Source organism: Thermoplasma volcanium GSS1, assembly GCF_000011185.1.
In the GTDB taxonomy this organism is placed as follows: Archaea; Thermoplasmatota; Thermoplasmata; order Thermoplasmatales; family Thermoplasmataceae; genus Thermoplasma; species Thermoplasma volcanium.
Window position 1 is genome coordinate 210891 of sequence record NC_002689.2, and the last position, 20555, is coordinate 231445.

At 35.2% G+C, this 20555-nt stretch carries 18 protein-coding genes and 1 tRNA gene; 9 read left to right on the plus strand and 10 right to left on the minus strand.

From position 1 onward, the window contains the following. Positions 1 to 149 precede the first annotated feature (149 nt). The 4 genes from TVG_RS01070 (at position 150) to TVG_RS01090 (ending at position 7437) form a co-directional block, all read left to right on the plus strand. A complete protein-coding gene (locus TVG_RS01070; RefSeq protein ID WP_241760295.1) occupies positions 150 to 797 on the plus strand; it encodes a carbohydrate ABC transporter permease in 648 nt (215 codons plus the stop codon). Between the two features lies 1 nt (position 798). Then, positions 799 to 1605, plus strand: a complete 807-nt coding sequence (locus TVG_RS01075; protein WP_010916463.1) for a carbohydrate ABC transporter permease — start codon at positions 799 to 801, stop codon at positions 1603 to 1605. 42 nt (positions 1606 to 1647) lie between these two features. Then, positions 1648 to 2700 (plus strand): ABC transporter ATP-binding protein, encoded by a 1053-nt coding sequence (locus TVG_RS01080; RefSeq protein WP_010916464.1) that lies wholly within the window; start codon positions 1648 to 1650, stop codon positions 2698 to 2700. Positions 2701 to 4395: 1695 nt separating this feature from the next. Continuing rightward, positions 4396 to 7437 carry an alpha-mannosidase gene (locus tag TVG_RS01090; RefSeq protein ID WP_010916465.1) on the plus strand — a complete coding sequence of 1014 codons (3042 nt, stop codon included), beginning with the start codon at positions 4396 to 4398 and terminating at the stop codon, positions 7435 to 7437. A 468-nt stretch (positions 7438 to 7905) separates the two neighbouring features. Here TVG_RS01090 and TVG_RS01095 read toward each other — a convergent pair whose 3' ends face one another. Then, the gene (locus TVG_RS01095) at positions 7906 to 8262 is read right to left on the minus strand and encodes a winged helix-turn-helix transcriptional regulator (protein ID WP_010916466.1); all 357 of its coding nucleotides are present in this window, start codon (positions 8260 to 8262) and stop codon (positions 7906 to 7908) included. Between the two features lie 105 nt (positions 8263 to 8367). On the opposite strand from TVG_RS01095, the gene TVG_RS01100 reads away from it, so the two are divergent. Continuing rightward, the gene (locus TVG_RS01100) at positions 8368 to 8901 is read left to right on the plus strand and encodes a YceI family protein (RefSeq protein WP_010916467.1); all 534 of its coding nucleotides are present in this window, start codon (positions 8368 to 8370) and stop codon (positions 8899 to 8901) included. A 2-nt stretch (positions 8902 to 8903) separates the two neighbouring features. Continuing rightward, the gene (locus TVG_RS01105; protein ID WP_010916468.1) at positions 8904 to 9818 is read left to right on the plus strand and encodes a pirin family protein; all 915 of its coding nucleotides are present in this window, start codon (positions 8904 to 8906) and stop codon (positions 9816 to 9818) included. Between the two features lie 5 nt (positions 9819 to 9823). On the opposite strand, the gene TVG_RS01110 is transcribed toward TVG_RS01105, so the two are convergent. Together TVG_RS01110 and TVG_RS01115 are read right to left on the minus strand one after the other, a co-directional pair. Continuing rightward, positions 9824 to 10882, minus strand: a complete 1059-nt coding sequence (locus TVG_RS01110) for a TrmB family transcriptional regulator (protein WP_010916469.1) — start codon at positions 10880 to 10882, stop codon at positions 9824 to 9826. Between the two features lie 33 nt (positions 10883 to 10915). Further along, positions 10916 to 11281 (minus strand): cupin domain-containing protein, encoded by a 366-nt coding sequence (locus TVG_RS01115; RefSeq protein WP_010916470.1) that lies wholly within the window; start codon positions 11279 to 11281, stop codon positions 10916 to 10918. 84 nt (positions 11282 to 11365) lie between these two features. On the opposite strand from TVG_RS01115, the gene TVG_RS01120 reads away from it, so the two are divergent. Then, on the plus strand, positions 11366 to 11971 hold the full coding sequence (locus tag TVG_RS01120; protein ID WP_010916471.1) for a sulfite oxidase-like oxidoreductase: 606 nt from the start codon (positions 11366 to 11368) through the stop codon (positions 11969 to 11971). A 15-nt stretch (positions 11972 to 11986) separates the two neighbouring features. Here TVG_RS01120 and TVG_RS01125 read toward each other — a convergent pair whose 3' ends face one another. Further along, on the minus strand, positions 11987 to 13216 hold the full coding sequence (locus TVG_RS01125; protein ID WP_010916472.1) for an MFS transporter: 1230 nt from the start codon (positions 13214 to 13216) through the stop codon (positions 11987 to 11989). 101 nt (positions 13217 to 13317) lie between these two features. Between TVG_RS01125 and TVG_RS01130 the strand changes: the two genes are divergently transcribed. After that, the gene (locus TVG_RS01130) at positions 13318 to 15168 is read left to right on the plus strand and encodes a glycoside hydrolase family 13 protein (protein ID WP_010916473.1); all 1851 of its coding nucleotides are present in this window, start codon (positions 13318 to 13320) and stop codon (positions 15166 to 15168) included. 227 nt (positions 15169 to 15395) lie between these two features. Here the strand turns inward: TVG_RS01130 and TVG_RS01135 are convergent. From TVG_RS01135 to TVG_RS01150, 5 genes are all read right to left on the minus strand, one after another. Continuing rightward, positions 15396 to 15470, minus strand: a tRNA-Glu gene (locus TVG_RS01135). A gap of 38 nt (positions 15471 to 15508) precedes the next feature. After that, positions 15509 to 16750, minus strand: a complete 1242-nt coding sequence (locus TVG_RS01140) for an amino acid permease (RefSeq protein ID WP_052268455.1) — start codon at positions 16748 to 16750, stop codon at positions 15509 to 15511. Between the two features lie 74 nt (positions 16751 to 16824). Continuing rightward, positions 16825 to 17109, minus strand: coding sequence for an APC family permease (locus tag TVG_RS08740; protein WP_052268456.1), 285 nt, complete (start codon positions 17107 to 17109; stop codon positions 16825 to 16827). Between the two features lie 61 nt (positions 17110 to 17170). Then, positions 17171 to 18397, minus strand: a complete 1227-nt coding sequence (locus TVG_RS01145) for an MFS transporter (protein WP_010916475.1) — start codon at positions 18395 to 18397, stop codon at positions 17171 to 17173. A gap of 109 nt (positions 18398 to 18506) precedes the next feature. Next, the gene (locus tag TVG_RS01150; RefSeq protein ID WP_010916476.1) at positions 18507 to 19073 is read right to left on the minus strand and encodes a hypothetical protein; all 567 of its coding nucleotides are present in this window, start codon (positions 19071 to 19073) and stop codon (positions 18507 to 18509) included. 138 nt (positions 19074 to 19211) lie between these two features. Here TVG_RS01150 and TVG_RS01155 point away from each other — a divergent pair, with 138 nt between their 5' ends. Further along, entirely contained in the window at positions 19212 to 20015 is an 804-nt protein-coding gene (locus TVG_RS01155; RefSeq protein WP_010916477.1) for a S24/S26 family peptidase, read from the plus strand. On the opposite strand, the gene TVG_RS01160 is transcribed toward TVG_RS01155, so the two are convergent. Further along, positions 20012 to 20536: a peroxiredoxin gene (locus TVG_RS01160; RefSeq protein WP_010916478.1), complete on the minus strand. Its 525-nt coding sequence runs from the start codon at positions 20534 to 20536 to the stop codon at positions 20012 to 20014. The two genes, TVG_RS01155 and TVG_RS01160, sit on opposite strands and share 4 nt — an antisense overlap. Positions 20537 to 20555: the final 19 nt, after the last annotated feature.

A 20555-nucleotide genomic window follows, 5' to 3' on the forward strand; every position in this document is an offset into this window, starting at 1 on the left:
TATACCCGATATTTTTGTCTTTTAAATATTCATTCACCAATTTATCATTATATGATATTAATAAGTATAGCTTTATTGGATTTACTAACTATGTAGATTTATTTAAGAGTGATCTATTTTTAAAATCAATATATATAACGATTATATTCTTGGTTGTTTCTGCAATAATAGGGCAGATGTTTTTAGGTTCTATACTTGCTTATCTACTAACACTGACGCACAAGTATTTTAAAACGGTTGTAACTACAATTATACTTATTGCTTGGGCAACACCACAAGTTACGGCAGGCATAATGTGGTATAGTACGTTAAGTTATATACCAGAAGGAACTATAAATGTTATACTAAAGAATATGGGGTTTCATCCTATTGATTTCTTCTCCATTCATAATGCAATATATTCAATTATTATAGCTAACATTTGGATAGGTTTAGGTTTCTCCGTGTTAATATTCCTAGGTGGAATACAGAGCATTGATCCTTCTATAATAAAAGCATCATATATTGATGGTGCAAAGCCTTTTAGAAGGTTCTTTTCTATAATATTCCCACTTCTAAAGACAAATATAATCACAGATTTGTTATTGATAACTTTATTCACGCTCGGAACATTTACATTAATATATGTACTTACTGCAGGTGGACCTGCGGGCAGTACCGAGTTGCTTACAATTTATCAATATGAAACTGGTTTCTCCCTATTCTCACTTGGTTTAGCAAATGCAATTGGTGTTATTATTATTATCATTGCTTTAGTGCTTTCACTAATATACCTTAGATTCATAAAGGTGAGTTGAAATGGATATTAAAAAATTCGTAATATATATATTTTTATCATTGCTCGGCGTTTTGTTCTTAATACCATTCATTTGGCTAATTAATGAAGCTTTTAGTCCATTAAACGATATCGGCTTAAAATTTCCATCATATTATACTTTAGTTCCATTTTATAACGTTATGACAAATAAAATATTCGTAAACTCAATATATGAAGGTCTAATACAATCATTCGGGGCAACATTTTTATCAGTATTGTTTTCTGTTGGTCCAGCGTATATATTTTCTAGGAAAAGATTCAGATTTAGAATACCTCTGCTATTAGGTATATTGCTTCTAACTGGTTTTCCGGTGTTTTCGTTATTAATACCAGAATACGTATTTTATGTCAAAACGTCACTGTACAACAACTTAATTGGAGTCATTTTATTTCTGGGAGTATTAAATGTACCAATAGATATATGGATATTAAAGAATTCATTCGATCAAATTCCTTCTGCTATTGAAAACGCCTCATATATAGACGGAGCCTCTAGTTTTAAATCAATGCTTTATATTTTTTTACCACTTGCTACACCGGTTTTGGCAGTTTTGATAATATTGGATTTCGTGATCAATTGGGGAAACTTCTACGTTCCTTACATTTTACTTTCTTCAGCACGTTTATTTCCAGTATCGGTTGAAATATACAGTTTCTTTGGGGCGTATAATGTGAAATATAATGAGTTAGCAGCATTTTCTATAATATACACTGTTCCTGCTGTAATTTTATACATATTCGCACAAAAATATATGATAAAAGCACTATCTGGAGGAATAAAAGGATGACATTTTTAACCTTTTGAATATAGGTATACTGAGGTGACCAAAATGGTGAACGTAAGAGTAGTGGATGTATACAAATCATACGGTAAAGTACAAGTATTGAAAGGTATAAATTTCAATATAGAAGACGGGGAATTTTTTGTATTGCTAGGGTCTTCCGGCGCTGGAAAATCAACTTTATTAAATATTCTCGCCGGTTTGGAAGCTGTAGACAGTGGAAGTATCTTCTTTGATGATAAGATTGTTAATGACTTGCCACCTGTAGAGAGGGGGGTAGCTATGGTTTTTCAAAATTATGCATTATATCCCCACATGACAGTATATAAAAATATGGCGTTTCCATTGAAAATGCTAAATTATAAAAAAGATAGTATAGATCGAATCGTCAAAAAAGTAGCTGAAACTTTAGATATAACATGGTTACTTAATAGATACCCGCGTGAATTATCTGGAGGGCAAGCACAACGAGTTGCACTTGGAAGAGCATTAGTACGTGATCCAAAGATATTTTTATTGGATGAACCACTAAGTAATCTAGATGCGAATATAAGATCAAAGATAAGAAACGAATTAAAATTAATGCAAAAACAATTAAATAAAACATTTATTTATGTAACACATGATCAAATGGAGGCAATGTCACTTGGAGACCACATAGGAATTTTACACAATGGCGTATTGGAACAATATGGAAGGCCAATAGATATATATAATAACCCGATAAATGAATATATTGCAACCTTTCTTGGAGATCCAGAAATAAATATGCTATCATGCATAAAATATCGGGATGTATATGAATGCGATGGCTCCATAAAATTTAAATTGGATTTAGATGATAAAAAGATTACATTAGGAATAAGACCAGAAAATATATATCTTCATAGACAAAATGATAATGACATAGAAGGAAAAATAATACCTAAAGTCTCAGAATTGTTAGGTTCGCATACATTGATAATTGGATCTGTAGAAAATAAAGAAATAAGAATCGTTACTGAAGAAACAAATATAAGCATAGGGAAGGAAATTCCAATATACATTAATTTGAATAAATGTCTTATATTTAATGAAAAAGGAGAAAATATTAATAAATAACAGTCTCAGGTACACTGCCAACCAAATGTAACGAGATATAGCCATTATAGTAATAGTTAGGTGATTTGATAGTTATATTTAATATTCCTATATTTTCTTCAAGAGATCCAATAAATTTGCCTTGACTAGTGCCGTATTTTATATACGTATTAAAATAGAATATCCACCCCAAAACACAGAATCCAGATGTTTGAGTATATACATAGTTTATTGATATATTTGAATTGAAAAGTATTGTAATATTAAAGTCGGAACCGGAATTTATATGATGTGGAAAAATGATTTTCGTATAGCTTTGGTTAATATTGACTTGTCCTATGTAAACATTACTTAGTATATCTTCCTCTGGTTGATCAGTACTTTTGCCCCAATGATAATAGACATAGCCTGACATTACGATTATTACTGAAAACGTAACAATAACAAATAAAGCAACTAATTTTTTGTAATTGAGCACTAGTAAAATAGCACATTTTGATATAAAAATATTCCTGCCTGGTGTCCAAATCTTGTATTTTTATAAAGGATGCCTCACATGGAACATGTCCATTTCTCGTACATGCATTTATATTATCCTTTTAGTGTTGTTGGATGATATTTATTCTCCTACTTATCTTATGTTCGTTAATTCGATGGGATTAGTAGAATGTATCGATCTCCTTATTTATTCGGACAATAGTATTTTAGGAGTGAGTTTAAGTTCTTCCCCATATTGTATATAGGCCTAGTATACTTCTCTGGCCATTTATTTTTGAATTCATCGAACATGCTTATTGCTTCTTCTTTAGTTCGTAATAGCAATATTTACTTAAGACCGGAATAGATTTTATTTATATTGTGATCTCTTACATTTGATTGGAAATTCCTTGATGCATGTATTGTACGTAAATAGAAATAAGCTCTAGGATACAATTCTTTGATCTCTTCCCCTATTTCGGGCATGTCCACTATGAACAAAGCTGTTGGTTGAAGCCTCTCTTCATTAGATCGATCAATACATTTCCATATGCTGTATTATTTCCTATGGGATTCATGTAGAATCCTAGGATTTTTTATTATCCGTTATATCGTATCACCATTGCAAATATTACATGTCAGTTTGTACTATATCCCTTCTCAACGAAAAGAACATTGAATACATGAAAATTCCAACTTATCTTTTATACAATTGCCGTTGTAAACATTTCTTATTTCCAGAACTGTTATGTCTGTTATTCGTGATATTATTGATCTGCTGTATCTATTGTGAAATGATTATTCTAGGATATCAGCAATCTTCCCTGTTGACATATCCTTTGAATACATTGATATTATTCTGTGCGTACCAATATTCCTCTAATACTTGTCTAACAAAGCAGTATGGAATTCATTTCTACAATCCGTACGCACATGTATCATCGATATTTCCATACCTTGCTCCAAGATCTCTTTCACAATTTCTATGTCTATAGTTCTCTTCTATAAATATCCGAAGATCGCTTCATTGGAGATTCCATAAACTCTTTAAGAGCCGATCCCACTATCTCATATACCTCTCTATCCAGTCCTTCCACTAGATCTTGGTTCCTCTTGGAAAAGGTATTTTTTTGTTTTTCATGAAATTTTTCTCATGATCATAGTACTATTTCTATAAATTACACAAAATTCAGGATTCTATATTAAATAATCTTAAATAACATGACAATATAATAACATATGCTCAAAATAAGTAAACGATCAATAATACTTAGAAAAATATATGAAATTATATCCTTAAGCATAATTGAAATAAAGGAAATAAGCAATATAAAATTAAACAATAACAATATAAAAATACCGTATTCAACTTTTCAAGATCCTAATGAAATTAAGGATTTCTCTTTCGAAGTAAATTTAGATCAACTTGATGATGGTTATAAGTATCTCTTATCAGTTGAATTATCTGGAAATGCAGAATTAATTATTGATGGTATGCTGGATCAATCAATAGATGCCGGTCATACTTATTCAATATTTGATGGTCCAAAACATGAATTTGTCCTTAGAGTGGGTAGTAGGGAATTATTTGGAAAAAATTCTTGGTATTTAAATATAAAATCTATAAAAATAATAACGATAAATTATAAGTTATTTAAACTTGGCTTGAATTTTTTACAATTATTTAAGTATGCAGATACTACAAGCAGGTCTAAGCTTAGGATTTACAATTATATGTTGAAATATCTGCTTACATTATATGAATCCCCGAATATAGAACAAATTATGGGAATAGGTTCAATATTTCTTAATAAAAACAAAGAAGAACTTGTAGATTTTTTATCTGATGTATATGGTTATCCTATAATTAATCATATGATTAAAGATTATCCAAGGAAAGATATAAATCTCTATAAGTATACTAATGTATTAGAACATATAATTAAAACAATAGCGGCTAGTGATAATAAGTATAAAACCAATAAAGTTTTTGCCTTTGGTCATTGCCACATAGATGTTGCATGGTTATGGCCATATTCTGAGACCTTAAGAAAAATAGAACGATCATTTCTAAACGTTTTAAAACTTTACGAAATGGGTTTTAATTTTGTTTTTGCACAAAGTACAGCATTATATTATTATGAAATAGAAAAAAGAAATGTTTACATCTTCAATAAAATAAGAAGACTAGTTAATGATGGCAAATGGTTCATTGTTGGTGGTATGTGGGTTGAATCTGATACAAATTTGATTAGAGGAGAGTCACTAGCACGTCAATTGCTATACGGTCAAGGATATTTCAAAGAAGTTTTTAACAGATATTCGAGGATTGCGTGGTTACCAGACACTTTTGGTTTTTCCGGTCAGTTGCCGCAATTGTTTGTTAAATCCGGCATGGAGGTCTTTGTAACTCATAAACCAATGTGGAATGATACAACCGAATTTCCGTACCATTGCTTTAAGTGGTTTGGGATAGATGGTACTCCAATTATTACTAGCATAGTCAATTTAAGCTATAACGAAAACCTTGATTTTGATTCAGTCGTAAATGCGTATAAATCTAATAAAAATAAGAATTTACCAATTACATATCTGTACGGGTATGGTGATGGTGGCGGAGGGCCTGATATCGAAATGATGTTAAAACTAGAGCAGATAAAAGATTTGCAATTCATGCCGAATGTAAATGGGAGCTTTTCTGAACAAGAATATATAGATAGCTTTAAAGAATTTTACAAGGAAATGCCCAGTTACTTCGGTGAAATTTATCTAGAAAATCACCGCGGAGTTTATACTACGAATCTTGAAATTAAAAAATACGTTGCAAATATCGAAGACAAATTGATTATGCTTGACTTTATAAATTCAATGATTTATAACTCTAAATTGTATATAAGCAATACTAAAAAATTATGGTATGGCTTATTAAAGGCACAGTTCCATGATATATTACCAGGTTCAGCCTATTACTATGCATATGAGGAAGCGTTTGCTGAATTAGATGATATAATATTAGAGATAGATAAGATTACAGAATTTGCAATAAGGAAATTTATAGAAGATAAAAATATTAAGAAGGGCTTAATTGCTATAAACAATAGTCAATACGAGTTTAACCATTTTGTGGAAATAGACAACTCATTAGCATCTGAAATTCCCGCAGATAAAGTAGTTAATGTTGGCGATAAGAAATTTGTTTTAGTCAATGTACCGCCATTAGGTTTTTCTGTAATTAACACAAATACTGAAAATAAATTTGAAAACGAGATTAAAATTAGGAAAATAAAAGGTAAGTATATAATAGAAAACAAAATAATAAAGTTAATAATTAATTCAGTAGGTATTATATCGTTCTTTTATAATAATAAAAGATATATCAAAAAAGGAAACATAGTGAAGATATATAATGATATACCCGCAAATTTCGATTCATGGAATATAAACGCACAAAATATACGGAAAGATTTATTTATGGACGAAATAAAAACTGAGATAAGGGTAATCTCAAAAAATATAATAGGTATGGTCGAAATTAAAAAAATATTTGAAGATGGATCTTCTATAATACAAAAAATTATAATTAGACCCGGTTCTAGTATAGTAGAGTTTGAAAACACGTTATTACTAAAAAATAGGGAAAAACTTGTTAAAGTAGTATTTCAACCATATTTTCATGCGGATTATATTAAGAGAGAAATCCCATTTGGATACATAATGACGAAATTAAATAGTAAAAATGAAAAAACTCGTCCTGAATTTCCTGCACTGCGGTACGTAGACTATAGTGACAATAGCCATGGGTTTTCAATATTGTCGAGAGAATCTCATGGATACAGTTTTATAAATGGGGAACTAGGAATAAGTATAGCTAAGGTTCCGTTATATCCTAATCCATTTTCAGATAGAAATGAAGTTAGAGAGAAATTTTATGTTTATTTGCACAATGAATATTACAACATCTATAAAGATGCAAATTTTGTTTTTAATCCTATAAAATTGCACGTAAATGAATATGACGGGGATAACGTCAGAGAGAGTTTATTTAATTTTTCAGGAGAAAACATAATACTTGAAAATATAAAAGTGGCAGAAGACAATAGCGGTCTAGTTACAAGGTTTTATAATTGTTCCGATAAAATGTCTACACTCGAGTTAAATTTTCCAGGGGGTGATATTTATGAGACGGATATACTTGAAAATAAACAGGTAAAATATAATAAAAATATTATATTTAAACCATTCGAAATCAAGACATTATTGATAGAAAAAAATAATTTGTGATTGTAAATAACATGCTTCCTACATCTATTAACAGTCTATAATACAGGAGCGCGATCATGTGTGTTAATAAGAGTTAGATGAATAAGTAGCTCTGTATGCTTAAGTGAGTTTAAACAACGATAATACTCGCATAAGTATTCCTGTTTAGCAAAACATATACCTATTTTATTTACAATGGATAATAGTGGTATCCAAGAAGCTCTAGTTTGCGGCAAGAGAGAACATAATAGTGTTATAATCAATAATAGATCATATATGTAATAGTGTTTTTAGATATAATTGCGGAGCTAATTGTTTTATTTAGTTAATGAAAGTGCAAATATTTTTGGTTATATTCCATTTCAAAAAAATAAAAGATACCCAGAATACCCATAATTATCTTGTAGTATTAATTACTATCCGCATATTGAAACAAATGATAAAATAGAATAAACACTACCTAGGTTATTTTAAATTATATATAGTTCATTAACTCTTAAGTCGATAATTTTCTGTATTAACTGCGCTTTGGCTTTCATTATTGAGAATCCATCTTTCTCCCCATTGCCCTAAGTCGTTTAGTACATTTCTAAGTTCCTGCCCTTTCTCGGTAAGTCTATATTTTACTCTAAAAGGCTGGGTCGAAACCACATCTCGATAAATAATCTTTTTTTCTGTAAGCCTTTTTAGCGTAACGGAGAGCGTTTTAGGGCTCATCTTTCCAGCAAGTTTTAGGATTTGATTGAAACCTAGATCATTATCTGAAAGAAGCCTAATTACTAATAGATCATTCTCTTTCCCGACTTCCCTTATGGCCTCTATTATAGGGCACGTACTTTCATCCATGGATCCCACCATTATCTACACAAGGTAAGTAGATAACCAGTAAGTTATTTAAAATATATAAATATATATTCTATACCTACTTCAAGTATTAAAGTAGGTGAAAAAATGGAAGTACTAAAGAAATGGACCCCAGACAAGGCGCACTCATCTATAGAGTTTGTAGTTAGGCATATGATGGTTTCCAAGGTGAGAGGCTCCTTTAATGACTTCGACATAGTCTTCATAGGCGACCCGGACGATTTGGCTCAAGGTAAAGCAGAGGCGACTGTACGTGTCGCAAGTATAACAACAGGCGAGGCAGACAGAGATCAGCACCTTAGATCTCAAGATTTCTTCTATGTGGAGAAATTTCCGGAAATAAAATTTTCATCCACTGATATTATGAAAGCCGGGGACGGCTACAAAATAAATGGCAAACTGACGATAAAGGACGTCACTAAGGACGTATCGTTCGAAGGCGAGTTAGAGGGAAAAATAAAAGATCCTTACGGAAAGCAGAGATTTGGGTTTACTGCTAGGACAGTAATAGATAGGAGGGACTTTGGGCTGATGTGGAATATGGCCTTAGATAACGGAGGTATACTTGTAGGTAATACAGTAAATGTCGAGATATCTTTAGAAATGGTGGAGGCGCAATAAAATTGGACATTAAAATTCCAGAACTCATAATAGAAGGAGTTTACACATCCGACGGGGCAGGCGTAAAACTCGAGAGGATATTTGGATCTCCTCGGACAGTTCAGATAACAGATCCTTTTCTGCTTCTTGATTTTTTTGGCTCGTCTAAACTTTCTGACTATGAAAATGGGTTCCCCTGGCATCCACACAGAGGAATAGAGACAATTACTCTGCAGCTTAGAGGAAAAACTTACCATGAGGACAGCGAGGGGCATAAAGGGATCATCCTTCCTGGTGAACTGCAATGGATGACAGCTGGGAGCGGAATATTCCATCAGGAGATGCCAAAACCGATATATTATGGAGATAAGGTTCCATCAATTAAGGATGATGCAAACGCAGGAATTCAACTATGGCTAAACATGCCCGCTGCAAACAAAATGGATGAACCAGCCTATCGATCAATAAGGGAAGAACAAGTGCCAGTTGAAGAAGACGATTACGGGAACAAGATCGGGGTTATAAGTGGAAATTTTAAGAAAGTTGCAGGTGCACTTAATGAATCGTTCCAGTATGAACTTGCCGAGAAGATAAACCCATACTATCTTAGGATTAAAACAATAGCAAAGGGGAAGTTCGAAACAAATATACCGGAAGGACATCGAGCTATTATTTTTGTTATAGGCGGCCTTATATCAGTAAACGATAAAGAACTGGTTAGCGAAGGTAGGGCAGTGATACTTTCAACAAAAGGGAAGTTACTATCTTTCTACGCGGATCAGCCATCGGATGTTATCATTATAGCAGGCAGGCCATTAAATGAGCCTATATCATGGTATGGCCCAATAGTGATGAACACTCGGGAAGAGATAGCCCAAGCTATTAAAGAACTTAATGATGGAACATTTATCAAAGAAAATAATCCGCTATGGCAATAAAAAAATTAAACTTCGACGTTCTGTCCCAACTTTCCCCTCTCGCCAGGCGTCCATATATTAATCACTAAGTTTGTTAATTTTATGTCTTCCATCCTTGCTGTTTTCCCACCAACAGAGTAGATTCTGTCTCCGTCCTTTATGAAGAACGTCTGCTTGAAGCCTGGAACAAGATCTGTTCCAGTGATAGTACCGTTTATCTTGACAGGCCCATTAAAGCCAATGCCTTCTAGGGATCCGGTTATACTGTATGATCTCTTAAGAAAGGAATTTATGGCTTCGCAGCTGAGCCATGCTGTGGTAAACTTCAGATCAGGTTTTTCTGGAAAATCATGGTATATCTCCGATGGCCCCCATATTGTGTGATAAAAGTAATAATTGAGTATATGTATTAATTCGCTTTCATTGAAGTAAAGTGCATAACCTTCAGAATCTTCTTTGCTCTCCACATTGATTATACCATCATTCCTATCAGAAATTATAACTTGTGAAGCGCTACCTGGCCTTTTCTTTATTACTATGTCGTCAGGCAATGTCTTGAGGAAATCGCTCTCAGCGTCAGGGAATACAACTAAGACTACGGTTAAACCCTTCTTTACCGCATCAATAAAATATCGTTTCAAATATCTGAGATTTTCATAATTTAGTGAGGTAATAATTTCGTATTTAGAATTTGTTATAACGTCTTTCATTTTTTCGCGTATTTGGAAATTATTCTTTATCATCCATAAATACGGAGCTGTTTCTTTAAATTTTTTTTGCTTCTCTATATAAGATTGTATGCGTTGCTTGTAATCCTTTATTTCTATTAGCTTTCTATCTATGAAGTTATCTACCGGTACGGCCCTGTAAATTTTCTTTTTTCCAGGGCTTACCTCAACAGCACCTTTTGATTCAAGACTTTCGAAAATATCGTATACTCTAGGCTGTGGAACTCTGGAAAGTTTGGCAGTTTCTGTGGCGCTCTTTGGGCCATAAATGAGCAGGGTCTTGTATATTTTTATCTCATAAGGCGTAAGGCCAAGCTTTGATAGATACGAAAAAGCATCTTCTTCCTCATCGCTCATGAATACATATTATTTCTACCAATTAATATTTTCTTACTCGCCTAATAACACTTTGGCTGCCTTTATGGGGACGATACATATCATCCTTGTATCTTCCTCTGCATTCATTCCGTGTTCCACATTTGGCGGTATGAATATAAAATCATCTTGCCCAGCCATATACTCCTGTTCGCCTAGCTTTACTTTAACTTTCCCTGATATTATGAATATTTCGTGTTCGTAGTCGTGGTGATGGTGAGGCGTCGACTTTCCTTTTTGGACAGTTATGAGCCTCATTGAGTAATTTTTTGCACCGTTTTTATGCGTAATTAACCATTTAATAACTGCACCACCATCCATAACGTCTCCTTTGACCTCTTCAGAAGATTTTACATAACCATTGGAAACTTCTGCATTCATGCTTTTACATGCGGTCTTTTTATAAATAGATTTTTCAGCCGAGATGTTAAAGTAACTCTATATATACTGTTTAAATGTTTCTCTATGGATAGAATATCTGTTAAAAATCCTGGACAACGCTATATTAAGAATTTCATAATATACGATGCCTTAGGCGAACCTGACATAGATATAAGAAAATGGAAATTATGTGTGAATGGCTTGGTGGATAAGGTAAAATGTTATTCTTTTTCTGATTTACAGAGCATGAGACAGCTGGAGTACATATCTGACTTCAACTGCGTGACTAGGTGGTCTATAAAAGACATCGTCTGGAAAGGGCCATCGTTAAAGGAAATAATAGAAAATAGCGGGCCGAAGAGGGAAGCACGATGGGTTATGTTTTGGTCGGCGGATGGTTATTCAACGCCTGTACCGATTGAATATGCTATGGATGAGAAGGCTATTATAGCCATATCGATGAACGGAGCTCCGTTAAAGAAAGAAAATGGATATCCTGCCAGGCCTTTTCTCCCCCAACTGTACGGATGGAAGAGTGCAAAATGGATCACAGAAATTGAGCTTATTCCAGAGTATAAGGATGGATACTGGGAAGCCTATGGATATGCTGAAGTAGGCCGTATAGAGGAAGAAGAAAGATTTAAAGGAGATGAATGGAAAAGAATAAGAAGAAACTCAAAGATGGCATGAATATAAATAGTACGATCATTTGTTGTTTAACCAGGAAGATACAGCAGCAACCATAAGAATTGCAGACGATATTAAGAAGATATCAAGAATATTTTCGACCTTTACGTAAACTAGGTTCGCTATTATCGGGCCTACTGCCGTTGAAATGCTATTAAATAAAGTATAGAGCGAGGTTCTCTTTACTCTGCCTTCTCCACCAGAACCACTTACTACAAAGTTGAATCCAGATAATGAATACACAGAAACGGGTATACTTGATAAGCTGAATAGTATCATAGCTTCGATAATATTCCTTACAAATATCCAAGCAAAAACAGTCATTGACAGAATAATAGAAGAAATAAGTAGCGATTTTCCATATCCATATCTAGAGATAAGGTTGTAACCAAGCTTCTGAGATGCAATGAAAACTAAGCTTCCGGCTATAAGTAAAAAGGTATAAATAATAGAGCTAGAATTTAAATAATCCTTTCCTAATATAAAAAGTAAGATATAAGGTTGAGAGAAATTGTATCCGAGTGCAAAAATAGATACTGTAAACAAAAGAATAAAAAATTTTTGGGAGGTGTAAGTTTTCTTCGATGTAATTTTAACATCATTGGTCTTTGCTTCTGGTATTTTTTTCATGATAGCTATTGAAGCTGAAGAAAATAGAAAGGAAACCGTAAATATGGTGAAGTAGTCGAACCCATGGAATTTTATAAATATAAATACTAGCATTGCTATAAAATAACCTATTAGGCCAGAAGCCCTCATAGCCATGTTTCTAACCGAAAAATATCGATCTCTTTTTTCCTCAGATATCAGCCCTGGAACCCAAAGAGTCCATGTGGTTCCTGATAAAGATGCAAAAAATGCCCTAATTATAAGTAGTGCTATGAATATATAGAGGAAGTACGCCGGCCTGAACAGAATCAATATCGCAATTAAAAGCCATGGTAACCTATCAAGAAATGTAGTAATTATTGTTACAACTTTTAAGTTGTCTATCTTTTTGAGAATCCAATATGCTGAGAGCTGAGAAAACGGAACTGCAAGCAGAGGTATTCCAGTGATAAAGCCTACTGGAGCAACAGTACCGAATAAAAATATGGCAAGGGGTATAACATATTGCTGAGTTAGTGAACTGTATATTGCCCATAATACTCCATCGCCTATTGAAAGATCCATTACTCTTTCTTCAGTCGTTCCACTTCCCAAGAATAACCGTATAATAACGTCCTTAATTGAAGAAGCAAATACCATTTCCCGTGGTGTATATTTTCAACAAATAAATCATTACTTGATAAATGCTTACAAAATTCAGAAACAAAGTGTTATAAAAGGTCATTTTCTATTTGTTATCAATGGTAGAGGTAAAAATAATTAAATCAGATGGGTTCTTTAATGAAGTGCTTATTTCTTCGGACAAAAAAATTCACTTTGACACTGCTTATGCGGAAGGTGATTTTAATTGTTTTGGGGAAGGGAGTATTGTCTCCGAAACAACAGATGATTTAAAGTTTAAAATTGCAAATCTTATACCTGGAAAGTACCATTTCAAGATAGCTATCGATCAGTATAAAATCCTTAGAGAAGCTGAGAATAGATCCGGCTCATACTCGTTTTCAATATGGTTGGAAAAACCTTATCACAATCCAGATTATGCACAGTTTTGCGCGATTATTGACAAAAAACTTATGGACGTTCGAATAGCAGTACCAAAACACAGCATTTCCGTATCTATTTTTACGAAAGATACTTTAAAACCTGTATATTCCCGAAGAGCATCTTTTGATACTTTTGATGCAGTTGAGTATGTTTTTGATGGTATGTCAGATTATTATTTTGAAGTAGATAATTCCAGGTTACCTAAGGAAGGATATTTCTCACCAAAAGTGCACATCGAACACGAAGGCGGATCAAAGATCATTTATCACATATTTCCAGATAGGTTTTTTAGAGTAGGCCCGCATCTGCCAACACTATCAAGATGGGGAGATAAACCTACTTTTTCAAGCTTCTTTGGAGGAAATTTGAGGGGGATAACCGAAAAAATAGGTTATATTAAGGCCCTCAATGTTGATACGATATACCTTAATCCAGTATATAAAAGCAAGTCGAATCATAGGTACGATGTTGACGATTACTTCTCTATAGACGGATTGCTTGGCGGTGAACAGGATTTTATCGAGTTAGTCAACGAAGCTCATGAAAACGGTATTAAAATAGTTGCAGACATGGTGTTCAACCATACCTCAACGGATTTCCCCTATTTTTTGGATGCCCTTAAGAACGGAAAGAACTCTAAATACTGGAATTGGTACATATTTCATGGTGAAGGCGCAGCAGTATTTGATGGTAGAGCAAAAGGAAAAACAAAACCATTATACGAAACTTTTATGGGAGTTGGGCGCATGCCTAAGTTAAATCACAAGAATGCAGAGGTAAGGAAGTTCTGCATAGACGTTATGAAATACTACAAGAACAAATTTGGAGTAGATGGCTTTAGATACGATGTTGCACACTCAATCTACCCTGAATTCTTTTTAGAAGCTGTCAAAGAATTTGGAAATGAGATGCTGCACATAGGGGAAGCATGGTGTCTTCCATCAATGTTCATGCTATCTGGATACTGGAATAGCTTTACAAATTATTATCTAAGAAATGCGATTATAAAGTTTGTCCGTGAAGAAATAAATATAACCGAGTTTTATAATATGATTCAAAATATGATAATATCTTATGGTCCGCTTATTCAGCAGAATGTTATGAATATACTTGATTCACATGATACTGAAAGGATATTAAGGGCATTCAAGGGAAATAAAAAAAAGGTCAAGCTTGCCTATTCAATATTATTTATGTTCGATGGATTTGCTACGATTTACTATGGGGATGAAGTTGGTCTTGACGGGGGCCGAGATCCTGATGACAGAAGATGTTTTCCTTGGGACAATATGGATGAAGATATGCTTCAATTCCTAAAAAAACTTGGAGAAATCAGAAGAATGTATCACACAGGTAGTGCCGGAATAATAACTGTAGAAGAGACTCAGGAATGCAAATATATAACTAGGTTAAGCGGTGAATCGATAATAAAGGTTGCAATTGCCAAGAAGCCAGTTACTTTAGAAGGTGAAATAATCTTGAGCAGTTGTGGAGAAAAGACAATTTATGAGGGAGATTTTGCTTTGTCTATAGCGAAATATGCATGAATTATATCTTATACTATTGAATGCAGTAAGTATAATTTATTAAAAACATGTATGTTAGTTCTGCCACAATAGTATGATATGAAGCATATTCAAAAGAGGCGATTTTTTCGATATGTAGGCATCAATGAACGAAAATATTTTTTCATAAAATACGATTTATATATCGTTATAACTATTTATGATACGTGAAAAACTTCATAATGAATCGCTTAAGATCAGATTTAAAGTGCTCCGGTCGGGATTTGGACCCGAGTCGGGGGATTGAGAGTCCCTAATGCTTGGCCGGACTACACCACCGGAGCTTTAGGGGTAATTTCTTTTAATCATTTATTCTTTTTGCTTATGGAATTTCTGCTATATCGTATTCTCCAGCCTGATGCATGAACTTAACTCCTGATCTGCGAGCCAGAATGAAAGTTATGGTAGATGATAGCAAATAGGCTCCAAGAAAAATGTATCCTGATACATAATGTTCATTGTATATAAATGACAAGATCGCTATCTCCATAACATAAATTATGAACCATAAGCCAGCCTTTACATCTGCAATGACCCGATTTCCCCTTCCAGAGGATACAGCAAATAGCAGAAGAGATGGAACTAATAGCAGTGAAACTACCAGCACTTTCGAAAAAGAAGATATCGATATGATTAGGCCGCTAAATACAAAAACTATCGCGGATACAATAACGATAAATGGCATCTTTATGCTGCTATACCTTTTTATCGATCCTATAACCCCTGAAGATACCGCTGACCCTATAAAAGATATCAGTAGGAGTATACCTAAAGTTTCGATTATCTGGTGCCAGCTCTTTAAGGTAACAAGAACAATCAATGAGATAACAAAATTAAAAAGAAGCGCTCTTCGTGGGATCCCTGTGTTGTTATCTACTCTAAGAAAAAACGATGGAAGAGTCCCATTTTTTGAAAGTGCATAAAGGTTTCTTGAGTTTGATGCAACTGCAGCCATGGATGAGCCTGATGGCGAATAGATCGAATCGGCTATTATTAGTGTATATAGCCAGAACATATTAAATGAAACTGCAATGTCTGCAAATGGAGAAGGCAATGAAAGAAATGCCCATCCTTTGGATATATCGGACGCAGGTACGGAGCCTATAAAGGCTATTTGCAGAACAACGTAGAACACAACGGAAAATATGATAACAAGGATCAGGGAAAGAGGCCCATCCCTCTTTGGGTTTCTGGATTCGCCAGCTAGGTTAATTACAGCCTGAAAACCAAGGTATGAGTAAACTATGCCTGAGGTTACAATAGCAGATACCACTGAAAACGGGCCATAAGGTGCAACTCCATATGCACTAAAGTTTCTAAGTTTAAATGAGACAAGGAAAAGAGTGACCATAGTTATAGTAGGAACAACCAGTTTCAGGGCAGTTATGGCATTTATTATCTTAGAAAATATTACAACACCAAAATAATTTACCAGCACGAACAGTCCCATAAATGATATCGCAATTGCTAGGCCTACAGGAGTAAGAGCTCCATTGATATATAGGCCTGGCACGTAAGAAGACATGTACTGGACCAAGCCGCTTGATTCACTTGGAGGGTTCATTGAGTACGCCAGCCATAAAGTCCATCCGGTTATCGTTCCTGCTAAAGCTCCATTAGTATAGTAAGGATACCTAGTTATCCTCCGGCCTCGGACTTAAATCGCATTAATTGAGAGAACACTAGACCTACCATCAAGACAAGAGCCCCGCCTAACACCCAGGAAGCAATGGATGCTGGACCGGCTGCATTTGCAGCGTACAGCGGAGAAAAAAGCCAGCCAGATCCAATGACGCCTGTTATGCCTATCATGAATAGATCAAGAAGGCCAAGCTTTCTGCGGAACTTTCGCTCTTCGTTTTCTATTAAATTACTGTTGGTAATAGAATTTTCGAAACTAACGTTTTTTGTAGCGCCATTCATTATAGCAGGCTATATACATTATCTATAAAACTATTTCTGAATGTACGAATCAACAATTCATCTAATTACTCTTGGTAATATACGATGTATTGGACGCTTTGTTCAACTTCGACCCTATCATGAGAGTTGCAATTGCAACTATAATACCAATCAAAAACACGGGGCCCCATAGGAACAACGAGTTAGATTCATACCTGTAGAGAAGTGATGTTCCGAGCACCGGAGCTATAGGTGAGATGAAGCCAACAAACAACGACATAGCTCCATAGTATTCCCCCCTTTTATCTGGAGGGGCCAGTTTTGCAACTATGGAGTTTGATACCGGCGATACTATGTTTTCGCCTATGGTAAGTACGACGACGTCTAGCGCTATTATCCAAAAAGAACTGAAGAAGGCGAGCGCAAAAAACCCAGACGCGTATACGATGCTTCCTATGGCTAGTTGTTGGAATCCATCCATTTTCCTTATGAGCCTTATGATAGGTATCTGCAATAATACTACAGTTATGCCGTTTATTGAATACAAGATACCTACGCTTGAATTTGTGATCTTGTCAACTATCGATAGGAAAAGGGTTAGGGTTGTTCCCCATTGTCCAGAAACAAAATATGAAAGGCCTATTAAAGAGGCAACAAGCATAAAGGCTCTGTCGTTGAAAGGTATGCTGATTTTCCTATTCGTACGTGAGTATACTCCTGTTTCCGTTATCCATGCAAAATAAAGGATGAACTCTATAAGCGCCCCTATTGCACTGGCAAGAAATATGTAAGCGTAGGAATACTGTGCAATGAAGCCACCTATCGCCGGTCCCACGGAAAAACCTATGTTTCCAGCTATCCTAAGTATGCCAAATCCATCGAGGCGCTCGTCCTCTGAAGTAACGTCCGCCATTATAACGCTGTCTGCTATCCACTGCACTACTGATAGCGGTTCTATGCTAAGGAATTCTATAATAATATAAATTGCCTGCATTCTGAGCATTATGGATATAGAAGTCAAGAAGAGGAGAATAGAAACTAAGAATGGTATTAAGACAGCGACTCTCCTTCTGCCTATTCTGTCTATAAGGTTTCCGCCGTAAACAGAGAAAGGCAGTGCTATAACTGCCGTAAGGAAGAAAAGCACGCCCATAAAGTATACTGGTATGTGCCTTATCTCTGTCAAGTAAATTGGGACAAATATCCATATTTGCGACCTAGCAAGCACCCTTATGAATTGGGCGGATGAGACGACTATGACTGGCCTCTTTCTTGCTACCCTAAGAATGTGAGAGGAGGAAACGCTCAAAAGTATACCGTCAAGGCATCCTGTTGTGGATTTAAACTTATTTACGCATAGCTGCAATAATTAATTTAACGGCGATAAACGGGATTTTATTGATATAACCTTCTATATATTATGTCGTTCCGAAGTGATCTATGAACCAGTACCTGCTCTCTGCTGGGCAGAGAATCATCGTATTTGGGGTAACTCCAGTCATATCTATGTTTTCAAGTATCTCCTTGTGCTTCTTTTCCCATGTTTCCAGCTCCATTTCTGGAAACATAGCCGTCATGAGCCTGTGCTTGGCACGGAATAAGGAATCAGTCACCTCTGAGTTTACAGTTTCAGCGCTTTTCCAATAGCTTTCGAGGTAGGAGTTAACAGTAGTATTTATTATGTCAAGTACGTTTAGCTTAACAACAAATTCAGGTGAAGATTTGTTTATATTTACATAATCTTCATAGAATTTTTTATATTTGCTTTCATCAGCGCCACAAAATGATACTCTCTCGGATAGTGATTCATCGGACATGATTAATTTTATTTCTTCTCCATAGTTTCCAGAATCATAGTCTGAATGCGTCAAATAAGTTACGTATATTTTTGTTGGATTGAGTGACATTACATACCTGTAAAGAGTTCGGTAATCGTAACCAGCTATCTTACCGTGGAGCTTTCCTATGGTGGCAACAAAATACATAGTTGTATAAATCGAGGCATTATAATAAAGTTAGGGATTCTTGCATATATAAATCCATTTGGTATAGAGCGAAAACAAGAAGGTATATTTGATGTTGATGCAAACAAGTAAAATACATTAGTTCATATTACCCCTTAAGTGTCCGCTCGTAATTTAATTAGGAAAAACATAGCGTATCTATTCGTAGTGGCAATAATAATATTCGTGTTAGCAGCAACCATTTATGGCGGGATATGGCCTCCATTTTCAGTTGTAGAATCTGAAAGCATGGAGCACGGCAGCTCATGGGAGCCGGGCGTTATTAACACTGGCGATATAGTATTGCTCAAAAAGGTTAATGATCCACTAAATAACATAGTAACGTACGTTGATGGCAGATCCATTGGTTTCAAAACTTACGGCGAATATGGAGATGTAATATTGTATAATGCCCCGGATGGCGAGATAATTATCCACCGCGCCATGTTTTACCTAACTTGGGATAATGGAAATCCTGTTGTATACGGATACCATGGCCAAAGCTGGATCAAGGTAACGAAGGAATACGTGATCATCTACAACTGCAGTTACAACGGAAGAAACCTCTTCGTCAGCCTGAAGGGCATGGAAAACGAGAGTGGCTTCATAACTGTCGGCGATCACAACCTCGCTACTTCCAAAGAGTTTTTGTCGCAGTATGATGCATACATTGCTGCAGATCAGAATATATTCGGTTTTCCGCCTGTACCTCCATCAAAGGTAGTTGCGGTTGCTTATGGGCAGATACCCTGGCTCGGCCTTATAAAGCTAAATATAATGCGTCTCTACGGCGAATGGCCGTACTACAATGAAGTGCCGAAAAATGCCTATACTTACCTGCTCTCTCTCATAGCTTCTATTATAATTATTCCCTATGCATCTATTAATATATATAAGAAAATTAAAAAAAAGGTGAAGGTTTAAACCTTCAGTGTTGGCTCTCCCTCGTGCCAGTTCACTGGGCATAGCCCTCCCGACTGCAGAGCTTCAAGAACCCTGAGGGTCTCGTCTGTGCTCCTGCCGACGTTGTCATCTGTTATCACAACGTATTTCACTATCCCGTCCGGGTTTATTATAAAGAGCCCTCTCTGGGCATTTCCAGTTTCTTCATTGTATACATCGTAGGCCCTTGCTATTATTCCTTTCCTGTCCTCTACCATCGGGTACTTTGCCTTAGCCACCCTCTCATCGTACTGTACCCATGCCTTGTGCACATATACGGTATCCTCACTAACTGATATCACTTCTGTGTTCTTCTTCTTGAATTTCTCGTAGTCTTCTGCGAATCCTTCAACCTCAGTCGGGCATACGAACGTAAAATCTGCCGGGTAGAAGAACAGAACTACCCATTTCCCTCTATAGCTGCTCAGCCTTATCTTCTTTACTTCTCCATTAACGAAGGCATTAGCTTCGAAATCTGGAGCCGCTTTGTTTACAAGAGACATAATGGTATATCATTAACTA